The following is a 16,216-nucleotide window of genomic DNA, read 5'->3' as shown; positions in this document are numbered from 1 at the left end:
CTTTTTTTAATATTTCTAATAAGAAAAACAGAAATTGAAAACACCCAATAAGGAAAAAAAAACCAACTATTAAGAAATATGCTTATTGCCAAGTTTTTATACTTGCACGATATTTGCTCTTATAAAAGTAGACAATAGCAATTTACAAATTTTAAACTTTTATTAGAAGAGCGCAAGGTGAGAGACTGCGCTCTTTGTTTTTTTAACAACCTTAACTATTTGTATTACAAAACATTAATTCTCCACATAGCGACTCTTCTCCTACTTCTATTTTCCCAATTTCAAAAATCAAAGCATTGCCTACATTTAGTTAGTAAGAACAGCTTTATTAATAATTTTCAGTATACTTAAAGAGAGTTTAATTTAAGTACCTCCCTCTTTTTATATTTAAAAAACAGAAACACCAAATCAGATATTAAGAATTTTACCTATTGTTTCCATCAAGTTTATACACAATCTTTGATTGCACCAAATTGAACTGACGTGAACGAAATTAAAAACAACGGAGAAGAGACAATTCCTTTAAAAAATTTAAATCATAAGAAGAAAAAGAAATTTGAAGTTCTTTTTGATAAAATGACAGAAGCCTTATTCATACTTAATGTAGAGGGCAAAATAAAAAAAGCAAACAAAAAGGCCTGCGACTATTTTGGTTTAAATAAACATATTTTGGAAACAATGAATATAAAAGACATTGTCCCTACAGAATTAGTCAACTCATTTAATGACACTTGGAAAAAACAAAGTGAAGAAAAACAATTTCGTCTAGAAACAAAATACACCTCCAAAAGCGGAAAGAACATTCCTGTTGAAATAACATCTAGACATCTAAAAATTGGAAAATCGAATATGATTCTAACGGGTTTCCGGGATATTACCATAAGAAAACATTATGAAGAATTACTTTTAGAATCAAAAATCCAATCCGAATCTAATGAAAAAGAGCTGAAGTTAATTTTTGATAATTCACCCTCATCTATTTTTCTTATTGATGAACAAGGCATTATACTTAGAGCAAACAAAAAAGCGGTAAAAAAGTTTAAAATTGATGGTTCTGAAATTCAAAATAAAAAAATTGGTCATTTTATTCGCTGTACCAATACCATAAATGATCTATTAGAATGTGGTAGCAGTCATTCATGTAAATCCTGCCTCTTATTGACTATATTTAATGATACCTTCAAAGGAAAAACATTCAATAAAAAGGAGTTACAAATATCAATTAAATCTGGAGATACTGTAGAAAACAAAACAGTTTTAATTTCAACATCTTTACTAAGAAAGTATGGTGGTACTGTAATGTTAGCTACAATTGATGATATTACAAAAAGAAAAATAAGAGAGCAAGAATTATTATTTGCTAAAGAAAAAGCTGAAGAATCAGATAAATTAAAATCTGCATTCATACAAAATTTACACCATGAAATAAGAACTCCGTTAAATGGTATTCTTGGGTTTATTGACTTTTTTGCTGATGAAAGTTATAATTTTTCAAACCAAGAAAAGAGAGAGATTATCGAGGTTATGCATAAAAGTGGTGATCGTTTATTAAAAACAATAAATGATTTATTAGAAATATCGAAACTTGATTCTGGAGTTCTTAAAGTCCAAAATGAGTTATTTGAATTAAAACCAGAACTAAACAATTTTATTGAGGAACATCAATTAAAATTTCAAAAACCTGAAATTCAGTTTGATATTGAATTTGATTCAAATCTTGAAAATAAAATGGTTTACTCTGATAAGCTGAAGCTATTTCAAACACTTCAAAACTTGTTAGATAATGCCTTCAAATTCACAGCTAAAGGTTTTATAAACCTAAAGGTTTTTGCCGAAAACGAAGACCTTCATATCGCTATTTCAGATAGTGGTATCGGCATAGCTGCAGAATATCATGACCTAATTTTTAAACCGTTTTGGCAAGTTCATAAAGATTTAGACCGCTATTACGAAGGTAACGGATTAGGACTTTCCGTTTCTAGAAAAACAGTTAAAAGCCTTGGAGGTGAACTTTCTATGAAGTCGGAATTAGGAAAAGGAACAACGTTTTTCATTAAATTACCTCAGGTAGTAACTACAAATAAAACCTTTATAAGCACTATTTTAGACCAAAATAACAATACAGATTTTGCAGGCAAAACAATCTTAATTTGTGAAGACGACATGTTTAATTACATTTATTTGGAAGCCGTTTTAATCCGTAAAAAATGCATATTAATTCATACAACCAACGGCGTGGATGCTCTAGAAGTCTTTAAAACTAATAACGATATTGACATTGTGCTAATGGACCTAAAAATCCCGAATCTTGATGGCTTTGAAACCATAAAAAAATTAAAAGAAACTGGAAAAAACACTCCAATCATTGCACAATCGGCCTATGCCATGGAAAACGAAAAACAAAAAGCAAGAGAGGCCGGATGCGACGATTATTTAACAAAACCCATAAATAGCGAACAGTTAATTGCAACCATTTCAAAACACTTAAATTTAAATCAGATAATACAATAATGACGCAAAAATATTTCAACAACTTATTTAGCCATTATCGTAGTATTTCAAGCATTTTGCTTAGTAATAAACTACTTATGTTTAATTAAATTAGTGGCCAAACAAATATGTACACAATCTCTCAAATGGCATTAGATTTAAATATCCTTTTAGTTGAAGACGATTTTGAAATAGGCAAATGGCTAGAAAAGCGTATTTTAAACTTAAACAATATAAAATCTTTGTTTTGGGAAACCACTTTACATAAAGCTACGAATGCCATTAATTTAAACAACCCAGACATTATTGTTTTAGACTTAAACCTTCCAGATGGCAATGGCATTGAATTACTAAAAACCCTTAAAAGAAAACAAAACCAGACTAAGGTTTATATTTTTTCTATTAATTCCGAATTAAAGAAAACCTGTTTACGCTTAGGTGCCGATGCTTTTTTTGATAAAACAACCGATAGCGAAAACCTTATTGCGAGTTTAAGTCAATTAAGAGCATAATTCTAAAAGCAAATAAAAGCGCATTCTTAGTGTTGCCTATTTAACTTTTTGTCCGTTACAATTTACAATTCGATTCCCCTTTTTTAATGCGCTTTTAAAAATTCAATTTAGCATAAATTTTTAAGTCGAAATTTCTAATTCACTTTACAAAAAAAATGATTCAGAAATAGTACTTTTCATAAATTATCTAAAAGCCGAAAACCCCGAAAGCGTTTTCAAATTGAATATATTTGTGAAATATGAAGGCTAAATTTTTAATTCTAATACTTACAATTCTATTCCTTGAGGATATATCAGCCCAATACACACCGTTTTTTCAAAACTTCTCTTTATCAGAATATAATGCAGGAAATCAAAACTGGGGTATTTCACGAGCTGAAAACGGCATGTTGTATGTTGCAAACCACAATGGCTTATTAGAATATGATGGTATTAAATGGGAGTTTATGGAGCTTCCAAACAAAACTACCATTCGTTCTGTTTTAGCCTATAAAGATTTAGTATACACAGGGTCCTATGAAGAATTTGGTTATTGGAAAAAGAATTCCAAAGGAAAATTGCTTTACAAATCTTTAAGTGATGCCATTAAGTCAAAAATCTCACCTAATGAAGAAATTTGGCAAATTATACCATTTAAAGACGGGATTGCCTTTAGATCTTTTTTAAATCTTTATATATATAAATTTAATGGTGAAATTAAAAAGATAGCACCAAAGTCTGTGGCTATTTCTTGTAGTGTCGTTGATAATAAACTATATGTTGCAACACTACATAATGGCGTATTTGAATATAAAAATGATGAGTTATCTTTAAAAATAATGGACAAATCTTTAGCAAACACTAAGGTTTTATCTATTACTAAATACAAAGGAAAACTTCTTTTAATTACGTCCCTAAAAGGCTGTTTAATTTATGACAGCAACACCTTAAAACCTGTTGATTTTGAAATAAACAATATTTTAAAACAGCACTTATTGAATGGATTTTCTTTATTAAACAACGGCAATATGGCTTTTGGCACTATAAAGGACGGTGTTTATTTTACCAATAGCGAAGGGAATGTCATTTTTCATATTAACAAAGAAAACGGATTAATAAACAACACAGTATTAAGTCAGCATTTGGATTTCGATAATAAATTATGGTTGGGTTTAGATAATGGCATAGCTAGTATAGATTTAGATAACAATAATCTGTTTTTTAATGACGTATCAGGCAAATTAGGCGCCGTGTACGATGTTATAAAATTTAAAGGCACTATTTATATTGGCAGCAATACAGGTCTTTTTTATTTGGACAGTAACAATAATTTACAATTCATTACAGGCTCTCAGGGTCAAGTTTGGAATTTAAAGGAAATTGAAGGTGAATTATTTTGCGGCCATAATGAAGGAACGTTTTTAGTAACCGGCAACACAATTAAATTGATATCGACTACAACCGGAGGTTGGGTTGTAAAAAAAGCACCTGAACAAAACAATACTTACATACAAGGCACCTATACAGGGTTAGTTCGACTAAAGAAACAAAACAACACTTGGAACGCTAAACATTTAGGAAAAACCACAATGCCCATTCGCTATTTAGTTTTTGAAAACCAAAATACAGCTTGGGCAGCACACGCATACAAAGGCTTGTATAAAATTAAATTCGATAAAAATTACGACACTATTATCAGCATAAAAAATTATAAAAACAAGGGTCAATTTTCAGATTTTAATGTGCGTATATATAAGATTAAAAACGACATCTGTTTTAAAACTAATGATGGTTGGTTAAAATATGAATCTATTCAAGACACTATTATCTCCTTCGATTTATTGAATGAGAATTTTGGTAAAGAGTCCTATATTATTTCTGAAGAAGATATTAATCAATTGGTATTAAAAACAAAAAGTGATGCTATAGGGTTTAAATCCATATTAAATAGTGAAAAAGAAATATCACTTTCCAATAATTATTTTAAAAACAGATTGATAGTTGGAAACGAGAATATTTCTAAAATAAGTGATTCAACCTTTGCTTTAAATTTGAATAATGGCTTTATGCTTATTAATAGTAAATCAAATTCAAAAACAGAATTACAAAAACCTATAATAAATAATATAGAAATTGATAAGAGTTTAATAGATTTCGATTTAAATAAAAAAATCCCAATAAAATTAAATAGCAGTTTTGGTATTTCAGTATGTTCACCAAAATCCAGCAATCATTTTTTTGAATATTCTATTGTAGAGTTAGATGCTACAAAATGGAAGCGCTTGGAAAAAAACAAACTTGAACTCTCTAGCCTTAAAGACGGCACCTATACCATATTATTCCGAACAAATAATAATTTGGGAAAATTCACCGAAGCATCAAAAGTTCAAATTAACATTTTACCTCCATGGTATAAGGATACTTTAGGCTTTCTACTTTATATAACACTCATAGCACTTAGCATTGGATCTTTTCATTATTTCAATAAACAAAAACTAAAAAAAGATCAACGTTTATTAAAAATTAAATATGCCAAAGAACAACAGGAAATCGTTAGGGAGAAAAATCTAGAAAACGAAAAGCGAATCGTTCAATTAAAAAACGAATCATTAAGAAATGAGGTAAAATTAAAAAGTAAAGAATTAGCAAATACGGCTTTAGCCTTGGTTAAAAAGAATGAAACTTTACAAGAAATAAAAAAGGAGCTAGCTACCAATAAGGACGGTTTTGTTAATCAATATGCCTTTAAAAAGATATTAAATAAAGTAGACAGTTCTATCGGGCATAAAGATGAATGGAAGGTTTTCGAATTCAATTTCAACCAAGTACATGAAGATTTTTTCAAAAGTCTTAAATCAAAACACCAAAATCTGACACCTAAAGATTTGAAAATTTGTGCTTACGTCAAAATGAATTTATCTAACAAAGAAATAGCTCCTTTAATGAATGTTTCTGTAAGAGGCTTAGAAACACATAGATACCGATTAAAAAAGAAACTGGATTTGGAAGATGACATTTCAGTATCCGATTATTTGATAAATCTTGAATAATTAGCCTAAAAACTACGTTATTCATAATTCAAACTACGTCATTACTACGTCATACAGCGTTTTCGCTTGGTGTTTTACTCACTTTTTTATTAACGTACCACACGTCAATCAAAGCTAATTGTGGCTTTTACTCTTCAATGACGTATTTAAAGTGTAGCTGTTTTTTATAACTTAAATAAATTAGGTTTTACCTTGTGCCTAACTAAAATTTAAACTAAACTATATGAAACCAAAAATTATTTTATTACTATTAATTCTATTTTCCATTAGTGGCTTTGCTCAAAACCTTACTGTTTCGGGAGAGGTTACTGGATCTGAAGATAAAATGCCTGTGCCAGGTGTTAATGTTATTGTAAAAGGAACCACCAGAGGTGTTAGTACCGATTTTGATGGTAAGTATTCTATACAAGTTAGTACAGGAGAAATCTTGGAATTCAGCTCACTTGGTTTTAAAACTAAGGTGATTACTATCCAAAATCAAACTACAATTAACATCACTCTAGAATCTGATATTTCTGCCTTGGATGAAGTTGTTGTTGTTGGTTATGGAACCGCAAAAAAACGTGACTTAGCAGGTTCTATTGTTAGTGTAAATGGAGATGAAGTGGCCGATAAACCAGCCACCAACCCTATTGCCTCTATACAAGGTAAGGTATCTGGATTAACCGTTGTAAACTCTGGTCAACTTGGTCAAACTCCCGACATCCGAATTAGAGGTACAAGTAGTAGATATAGTGTAAGCCCCTTATTTGTTGTAGATGGTATCTTTGCAGATAATATAGACTTTGTAAACCCCAACGATATTCAATCTATTGAGGTTCTAAAAGATGCTTCTTCTTTGGCAATTTTTGGAGTTAGAGGTGCTAATGGTGTTATTATTGTAACCACAAAAAAAGCTAAAACGGGCGAGTTTACTGTAAATTTTAATTCCTCAATTGGTATTAAAAGCATAACAGACGCTCCAGATATGGCTGATGCTGCGCTTTTTAGTGAGCTTTATGACGAACAATTAGTAAATCAAGGTTCTGCACCATTTCCATACTATAATGAGTTTACTGGTGATACGGATTGGGTAGATCGCATCTCCAATAAATCTGCCATGATTCAAACCGTTAACCTAGGCATTCAAAATGCTACAGAAAAAAATAAACTTGCATTTGGTTTAGGTTACCGCTTGGAAGATGGTTTAATAAAAAACGAAGAACTACAAAGAATTACCTTTAATTTAAATAACGAATATAAGATAACGGATGCTTTTAGAATGGGACTTACCATTAATGGCCTTCAAGACAAACTTCCTAACTCGGGCAGTTATAGTTCCGCATTAAACGCTACACCAATAGTAGACCCTATTCATTACGATTCCCGCCCTGAATATGATGGACTTTACAACCAATTACCAATACAAATTGGTGGACCACAAATTGGTAATCCAGCTTTGGTTGCAGAGGTAACTAAAAACAAAAGTATTGCCGAACGTTATCGTTTTGTGGGTAGTTTATTTGCGGAAGTAGATTTTTTAAAACACTTTTCTTTTAAAGCAAGTGTTTATGGAGACTATAACAATTACAGATCAAGATCTTATACTCCTATCATTCCAATTTATGTATCTGAAACAGATCAAATTGATAACTTTAACGGTAATCAAATCACCAGAGTAAACCAGTCTAGCAGTGTCACATTTAATTTTCAACAAGATTATTTGTTGTCTTTCAAAAAAGAAATTGGCAAACACGATATAAATGCGGTTGCTGGTTTTACAACCACGCAAGTATCTTATGAAAGTGTTTCTGGAAGTGTAGAACACGATCCAACCTCATCAGTAGGCATCATTCCAGACAATTCAAGATTTTGGTATTTAAGTGTATATCCATACGGAGATCCTTCTACTAGAACTTCCAATTCTAGTCAATCAGAAAGAGCTACCTCTTCGTTTTTAGCAAGAGCCTTATACAATTATGATGGCAAGTATATTTTAAACACATCTTACCGTAGAGATGCCACTTCACAATTATCTCCAGAAAATAGAGCACAAGATTTTTGGTCTGTTGGTGCTGGTTGGGTAGTTTCCCAGGAAGATTTTATGGATACTTCTGGTAGCTTAAACTATTTAAAGGTTAAAGGTTCTACCGGTGCATTAGGAAATCAAGCTTTACCTAGCGGCACTAACTATCCGTATTATCCAGGTGTAAGTCAGGATGCAACAGCAGTTTTTGGAGATCAGGTTATTGCTGGTTTTATTCAAAAATTTGAAGAAAATCCGAATTTAAAATGGGAAACCGTAAAAATGTGGGAAGTTGGTTTTGAAACGAAATGGTTCGATAATAGACTATCATTCAACACCAACTATTATAACAGAAAAACAGAAGATTTATTAGTATTCGTTGATACCGGTGTTCAAACATTTTTCGACAATTTTGGTGAAATTGAAAATAAAGGTTTTGAGTTTGAAGCGTCTTGGGATGGTAGTTTTAATGATAATTTCAGTTATTCTGTAGGCGGTAATATTACAACTATTAAAAATGAAGTATTATCAACTTTTGAAGATGCGGCTATTTTTGCAAATGGTACAGCTTCAAGAACCATTACAGGCGAACCTATCGGTCATTTTTATGGCTATATCGTAGATGGTATATACCAATCCAATGCAGATATCGCCTCATTACCTCCAAGCAATTTAGGCACTTATGCACCTGGTGATTTTAAATATCGCGATGTGGATGGCGATGGCCAAATTACAACAAATGACAGAACTGTAATTGGTAATCCTACTCCGGACTTGACCTATGGTTTTTATACAAATTTCAAATACAAAAATTTCTCCCTAAATATTGATTTTCAAGGTGTTTATGGCAATGAAATTTATCGTAATTGGGGTAATGGAAATTCATTTGCGCAATTTAATTTCAGATCTGAAAGAGCGAATAGATGGAATGGCTCAGGAAGTTCAAACTGGGAACCAAGACTGTATTCTAACGATTATAACAGATTGCCTTCAACTTATATGATAGAGGACGGTAGTTATATCAGAATACGTAACATTCAATTGGGTTACAGTTTAAGCAACAATATTCTTGAAAAATTAAAATTCCAGCAATTAAAGCTTTATGCTAATGTTCAAAATTTATTTACATGGAAAGAAACTTCTGGCTTCACACCCGAAGCTGGTGGCTCTCCAACATCTTTTGGTGTTGACTCTGGTGGCTATCCTGTACCAGTAATATCTACTATTGGACTAAGTTTAACATTTTAAAAAAAATAGTATGAAAACGATAAAACTTATTGAAAAATTAAAAATAGGCTTCTTCTCTGCATTATTAATCATAAACTTTTCTTGTCAAGATGATTTTTTAGACAGATTACCTTTAGGTGAAGTTGCTAATAATGAAGAATTAGGAGTTGGCGGGCAGGAAGCAGCTGTTTTTGGAATTTATTCATTATTAAGAACCAGAAGTGTTGGTGGTTGGGAACGATATTGGTTTGGAAGTATACGATCTGACGATGCTCAAAAAGGAAGTACCGATGGCGATTCAGCAGCCAATGGAACCGCATTCAATGATTTCCAGTACATCGCAACCAATGGCTTAAGTAATAGCTGGTGGAATGCTCATTATGAGGTTATTTTTGCATGTAATGAAGTTATTAATAACATTAAAGATGATGGAGCTACAGATGCAGGAAGTCTTATTAATGATGCGGAGGCTCGTGTAGTTAGAGCTTTAATGTATTTTGAGTTGCGTAGAGATTATGGTGAAGTTCCAATTATCACAGCTACTATCGATGTGCCTTCCGATGCTTTTGCTACAAAATCCGCTGTAGCCGATATTGATAATTTCATAAAAGAAGATTTAGCTATTGCTGAATTAAACCTACCTCCTACTTGGACCGGTTTCCCTGGAAGAGCAACTTCAGGATTTGCAAAGTCCCTTTTAGCAAAACTGTATTTGTATCAAAAAGATTGGACAAACGCTTATAATAAGTGCATGGAGGTTATAGATTCTAATGTTTATGATTTAGACCCAAGTTTGGTAAATCTATTTGAAAGAGGCGGTAATAATGGTGTAGAATCTATTTTTGAAATCCAACAAACCGTTACCGAAAACGGAGATCAATACAACAGTAACTATTACGTTTCACAGGGTGTAAGAGGCACTGGAGATTGGAATTTAGGATGGGGTTTCAATACACCAACTCAAACACTTGTTGATGCTTTTGAAGCTGGAGATTTCAGAAAAACTAATACAATTTTGGAATCTGGTCAGGATGACGGTGGTTTTGGAGGAGGCACTTTGCCTGCATTTCCTCCAGCAGCGCAAAAGTATTGGAACAAAAAAGCATATACTATGAAAAGCATCCGTACAAGCCTTGGCGTTGCTGGCAACAGATGGGAAAACATTAAAATTATTAGATATGCTGATGTAATTCTTATGGCTGCGGAAGCTGGAAATGAATCTGGTGCAGCTTCACAAGATGAAGTAATTTCTCTAGTAAACAAAATCCGAACAAGAGCTGGACTTGTTGGTACCACTGCCGATTCACAAAGTGAATTAAGAGATGCTATTAAACAAGAAAGACGTGCTGAATTTGCTTTAGAAGAGTACCGATTTTACGATTTGGTACGTTGGGGAGATGCCACTACGGTGCTATCCAGTTTAGGTTATTTACCAAAGCATGCTTTGTACCCAATTCCACAGGAAGCAATTGATAATTCAGGAGGAATAATTATTCAAAACCCTGATTATAATTAAATCATTATTAATTAAATAAGCATAGAAATGATGAAAAATATAATTTCAAAATATATAGGCATACTATTAATAGTAACTCTATTTTTTAATTGCCAAAATTTAGAACAGCCCGAATTTAGTGATTTCTTGTATGATGGTCCTGTTATCACTCTAACTAGCCCAAGCCCAAGTGGGGCCACCGTGGTTCGTTCAAAAGATCCGATAGCACCGATAACAATCAAATTTCAAGTGGAAGATGATTTGGGAATTGCTATCATATCCGTAAAATTGGATAATGTTGAGATAGCAAATATGACTGAATTTACAAATAGTAAACTTGTTATTGTGGATGATTTAACTAAAGACGTATCTACAGGAAGCCATACGCTAACAATTACAGTTACGGATACAAACAATGTTGTTGCCACAAAAACTACTACCTTCGAAAAAATTGAAACACCGCCTTACGAGCCAGTTTTTGATAGTGAAATATTCTATATGGCTTTTGATGGGGATTTTTCAGAATCCATCAGTGGTGACGGTGCTGTAGAAGTGGGAACCCCTGGGTTTACTACAGATGCATATGTTGGCTCCAATGCCTATATAGGTGCAACAGATTCCTATTTAACGTTTCCTACTACAGGTCTTTTAGGCAACGAGTTCAGTGCTACATTTTGGTATAAAATGAATAATACTTCAACAAACCGCGCTGGTATTTTAACGGTCGGTCCTGAAGATACTGCAAATCCAACTAGCCAAAACAAAAGAACAAGTGGCTTTAGATTGTTTAGAGAAGGTGGCGATTCACAAAGTCTTAAATTGAATGTTGGAAATGGCACTAATGATGGCACCGCTGTTCCTGCTTCTTCATTTAATTTAACTAACAGCTCTGGCTGGGTACACATAGCCTTTACATTATCTCAAACCAAAACCATCATCTACATAAACGGTGTGCTCGCAAAAGAACTTGACAGAGCGGTTGATTGGACAGGTTGTGATATTTTATCTATCATGTCTGGAGCACCAAGGTTTGCTGGTTGGAATCACAAATCCGACTTAAGCACCATGGATGAATTACGTCTTTTTAACAAAGCACTTAATCAAAATGACATTACTAAAATAGTTGCTGATGGCAGCAAAATATTCAACATGCCTTTTAATGGAAGCTTTTTAGAAACTATAAGTAAAACAGATGCTACGGTAGTGGGCACTCCTAGTTTTACTACCATAGCTAAAGAAGGTAGTAATGCGTATGCAGGAGCAACAGATTCCTATCTAACATTTCCAACAGCAGGCCTTTTGGGCAACCAATTAAGCGCTACCTTTTGGTATAAGGTTAATGCTGCTCCAACTTCGGCTGGTTTATTAGTGATAGGTCCAACCGATGAGGGAAAGGCTGCTGATAAACAAAATAACCGTAAAAGTGGCTTTAGATTCTTTAGAGAAGGAAGCGGAACAGCTCAAACATTCAAATTAAATGTTGGAAATGGCACCGCTGACTCTTGGTTTGACGGAGGTGCTGCAGCAAGAATAGACCCAACAACAACTACCGATTGGGTACATTTAGCATTTACCATTTCAGGTACCGAATGCATAGTTTATATCAATGGTCAAGTCGCCAAACAAGGTGCCTTCACGGGGGTAGATTGGACTGGCTGTGATATCATGTCCATAATGTCTGGAGCTCCAAGGTTTACAGAATGGGGACACAAATCCGATTTAAGCAATATGGATGGTTTAGCACTTTATAAAAAAGCACTTTCCCAAGTGGAAATTCAAGCACTTATGAATTAATTTAAAATACCGGCCAGTCAAGGCTGGCCAGTATTTTTATTTTTATAAAGCTGTTTAGGTTGTAGCCAGACTATCTATTAATTCGGTAAATCTGACTTCGATTAACTGCAGCTTTTAATTAAATAAATTTCACTAAAAATGAGACTACTATTAACCTTTTTTATAGCCATCATTTTGTTTAGTTGTAAGGAAACTAATAAGGAAATAAATAAATTTGAAGATCAAAATCATACAACTGAACTTTCAGACGAAATATTATTAAATACCATCCAAAAACAAACTTTCAATTATTTCTGGGAAGGCGCAGAACCGAATTCAGGTTTGGCCCGCGAACGAATACATATGGATAACATATACCCCACTTCACCAAAAAACACAGTTACCATTGGTGGAAGCGGATTTGGTTTTATGGCGATATTGGTAGGAATAAAAAGAGATTTTATTACAAGAGAAGAAGCTGTGGAACGTTTTCATAAAATGGTAGATTTTTTAGAAACATCCGACAGATATCATGGTGCTTGGCCACATTGGCTAAATGGCGAAACTGGGAAAATGGTTCCTTTCAGTAAAAAAGACAACGGTGGCGATTTGGTAGAAACTGCCTTTTTAATTCAAGGGATGTTAACAGTTGCCGAATATTTTAAAAATGGTAATGAAATTGAACAAGCCTTAGTAGCAAAAATTGATAAATTATGGCGAGAAGTAGAATGGAATTGGTACACAAAAAACGGTGAAGATGTGCTTTATTGGCATTGGTCGCCAGAATTTGGTTGGGATATGAATTTCCCTGTGGGTGGCTATAACGAATGCCTAATCATGTATATTTTGGCTGCCTCATCCCCAACGCATAGCATAAAACCTGCAGTTTATCATAATGGCTGGGCAAAAAATGGTGCTATTGTTTCAAATGAAAAATATTATGACGAAGAATTAGTTTTAAATTATTTTGAACATGACGACGCTAAAGTAGGCCCTCTATTTTGGGCACATTATTCTTATTTAGGCTTAAACCCAAAAGGCTTATCAGACAAATATGCTAATTACTGGAAACTCGTTCAAAATCAAGCCAAAATCCATTATAAGTATGCCGTGGCAAACCCTAACGAATATAAAGGTTATGGAGATAGTTTATGGGGCTTAACTTCCAGTTATTCAACGAAGGGCTACAAGGGGCACCGACCAGGTAATGATTTGGGGGTAATATCTCCTACCGCGGCCTTGTCGTCATTCCCATATACACCAAAGGAAAGTATGCAGATGCTAAAAAAAATGTATAAAGACCATGATTCTTTAATTGGAAAATACGGTCCTTATGATGCCTTTAGTTTGGAACACAAATGGTATTTACCAAGATATTTAGCTATAGATCAAGGTCCTATCCCTATAATGATAGAAAACCATCGTTCTGGAATGTTATGGGATTTATTTATGAAAAATAAAGATGTACAATCTGGATTGGAAAAACTAGGATTCAAGTACTTCAAACCTGAACAAAAATGATTAGAAGTTTAATTATATTATTATGTTTTCTAACGCTTAATTGTGAAGGCGATAACGATTCAGTTTCGCAAGATCAAGAAGACCCAAAAGTAATAGTTCCGTTAAGTGATCAAGACATGATGACTTTAACTCAAAGTGAAACTTTCAAATACTTTTGGGACTTTGCAAATACGAACTCAGGGGCAGCAAAGGAAAGATACCACCCTACTAACCCAACTTTAAATCAGAATGTGGTAACCACAGGTGGTACAGGGTTTGGGCTCATGGCTATTTTGGTAGGTATAGAACGTGGATTTATAACTAGAACAGAAGGCGTTACGCGCTTAAATAAAATTTTAAATTTTTTAGAAAATGCCAATCGGTTTCATGGTGCATGGCCACACTGGTTGGATGGTAGCACGGGAACTGTTTTACCTTTCAGCTCCAAGGATAATGGTGGCGATTTAGTAGAAACTGCATTTTTAGCACAAGGTTTAATATGTGTAAAAGAATATTTAATAAACGGAACAGACCCTGAAAAAGAATTAGCAAATAAAGCAGATTTACTTTGGAAAGGTGTTGAATGGGATTGGTACACCCAAAACCAAAATGCATTATACTGGCATTGGAGTCCAAATTATGGTTTTGATATAAATCTAAAATTAACAGGTTATAACGAAACGTTAATTACGTATGTATTGGCAGCAGCCTCACCAAATCATAGCATCACTAAGCAAGTATATGAAAATGGCTGGGCATCAAACGGAAATATAGTAACTTCAAGCACACAATACGGCTTTCCTTTGGTTTTAAAACATGCAGGCGGTTCTACTTTTGGTGGTCCTTTATTTTTTAGTCATTATTCCTTTTTAGGTTTAAATCCTAAAAATTTAAGCGATTTATATGGAAATTACTGGAATTTGGCTGTAAATCACACCCAAATAAATCGGCAGTATTGTATTGCAAACCCTAAAAGTTTTGTTGATTATGGCGCTAATTGTTGGGGCTTAACAGCTAGTTATTCCAGAAATTCAGACGGTTCCCTTGGTTATTCTGCCCATAGTCCTTCAAATGATATAGGTGTTATTTCACCTACCGCAGCAATCAGTTCAATACCTTATACCCCTTCAGAATCCTTAAGTGTCATGCATTTTTTATATCAGAAAAAAGAGAAACTTCTAGGTCCTGCAGGCTTTTACGACGCGTTTAGTCCTCAAAATAATTATTGGGTTGCAGATGCCTATTTGGCAATTGACCAAGGACCGCAAATTATTATGATTGAAAACTACCGAACAGGTTTACTTTGGAATTTATTTATGCAAAATACTGATGTAAAAAACGGATTAACTAAACTTGGTTTCAACTATTAAAAAAACAAGAACATGAAATATAAAACACAGCTAAAAAGTAGTTTAGTAGTTATTTTGATATTGATGGTGACATTTACATACGCCCAACATCAAAATTTATACAAAGAAGCTTTTTTTATAAAAGGACAAGACTCTTTAAAATATCGCATTATGCTCCCTGAAAACTTTTCAGAATCTAAACAATATCCCATTGTTTTATTCCTTCATGGTGCTGGAGAGCGCGGAAGTGATAACAGTAAACAATTAGCAAATGGAGCTAAGTTGTTTTCTAATTCAATGAACAGAGGGGCATTTCCAGCCATCGTTATTTTTCCACAATGTCCTCAAAATGATTATTGGTCGAATGCCATAATTGATAGAAGCACCAAACCTATTTCATTAGAGTTCCCTTTAAATACACCGCCAACAAAAGCCTTAAATTTAGTAAAGCTATTAATAGACGATTATTTAAGCAAGCCATATGTAAATAAAAACAAAGTATACATTGGTGGTTTATCCATGGGCGGTATGGGAACATTTGAAATGCTTTACAGAAATCCGGAAACCTTTGCTGCAGCATTTGCTATTTGTGGTGGCGGAAACCCAGAAAGCGCTAAAGTTTACGCTAACAAAACAGAACTTTGGGTTTTCCATGGGGCAAACGACGATGTTGTTGACCCGCAATTATCGGTCAGCATGGTTGCTGCTTTACTAAAAGCTGGAGGCAAACCAAATTTCACTTTATATTCAAAAGACAATCATAACAGTTGGGACTCCGCTTTTGCTGAACCTGAACTTTTAACTTGGCTATTTTCAAAATCAAAAAAATAAAAATT

Annotated in this window: 9 protein-coding genes; all 9 read left to right on the top strand. The window is 33.5% G+C overall.

Annotation, left to right across the window (positions count from 1 at the left end; genetic code table 11):
* The first annotated feature begins 483 nt into the window (after window positions 1–483).
* Window positions 484–2,511 (top strand): PAS domain S-box protein, encoded by a 2,028-nt coding sequence (locus ABYI63_RS03485; protein ID WP_372753477.1) that lies wholly within the window; start codon window positions 484–486, stop codon window positions 2,509–2,511.
* 125 nt (window positions 2,512–2,636) lie between these two features.
* Complete coding sequence (locus ABYI63_RS03480) at window positions 2,637–3,002, top strand: response regulator (RefSeq protein ID WP_372753476.1); 366 nt, start codon at window positions 2,637–2,639, stop codon at window positions 3,000–3,002.
* Between the two features lie 239 nt (window positions 3,003–3,241).
* Complete coding sequence (locus tag ABYI63_RS03475; protein ID WP_372753474.1) at window positions 3,242–6,031, top strand: LuxR C-terminal-related transcriptional regulator; 2,790 nt, start codon at window positions 3,242–3,244, stop codon at window positions 6,029–6,031.
* Between the two features lie 223 nt (window positions 6,032–6,254).
* Window positions 6,255–9,284: a SusC/RagA family TonB-linked outer membrane protein gene (locus ABYI63_RS03470; protein WP_372753472.1), complete on the top strand. Its 3,030-nt coding sequence runs from the start codon at window positions 6,255–6,257 to the stop codon at window positions 9,282–9,284.
* 10 nt (window positions 9,285–9,294) lie between these two features.
* A complete protein-coding gene (locus tag ABYI63_RS03465) occupies window positions 9,295–10,779 on the top strand; it encodes a RagB/SusD family nutrient uptake outer membrane protein (protein ID WP_372753470.1) in 1,485 nt (494 codons plus the stop codon).
* Window positions 10,780–10,806: 27 nt separating this feature from the next.
* Complete coding sequence (locus ABYI63_RS03460) at window positions 10,807–12,552, top strand: LamG-like jellyroll fold domain-containing protein (protein ID WP_372753468.1); 1,746 nt, start codon at window positions 10,807–10,809, stop codon at window positions 12,550–12,552.
* 138 nt (window positions 12,553–12,690) lie between these two features.
* Window positions 12,691–14,052, top strand: a complete 1,362-nt coding sequence (locus tag ABYI63_RS03455) for a glucoamylase family protein (protein WP_372753466.1) — start codon at window positions 12,691–12,693, stop codon at window positions 14,050–14,052.
* Window positions 14,049–15,401, top strand: a complete 1,353-nt coding sequence (locus ABYI63_RS03450) for a glucoamylase family protein (protein ID WP_372753464.1) — start codon at window positions 14,049–14,051, stop codon at window positions 15,399–15,401. Before ABYI63_RS03455 ends, ABYI63_RS03450 begins: the two co-directional genes overlap by 4 nt.
* Before the next feature lie 12 nt (window positions 15,402–15,413).
* A complete protein-coding gene (locus ABYI63_RS03445; RefSeq protein WP_372753462.1) occupies window positions 15,414–16,211 on the top strand; it encodes an alpha/beta hydrolase-fold protein in 798 nt (265 codons plus the stop codon).
* Window positions 16,212–16,216: the final 5 nt, after the last annotated feature.

Source organism: Mariniflexile sp., assembly GCF_041583155.1.
In the GTDB taxonomy this organism is placed as follows: domain Bacteria; phylum Bacteroidota; class Bacteroidia; order Flavobacteriales; family Flavobacteriaceae; genus Mariniflexile.
The sequence above is the reverse complement of the archived record's forward strand: the minus strand, read 5'-3'. Positions and strand labels throughout refer to the sequence as shown.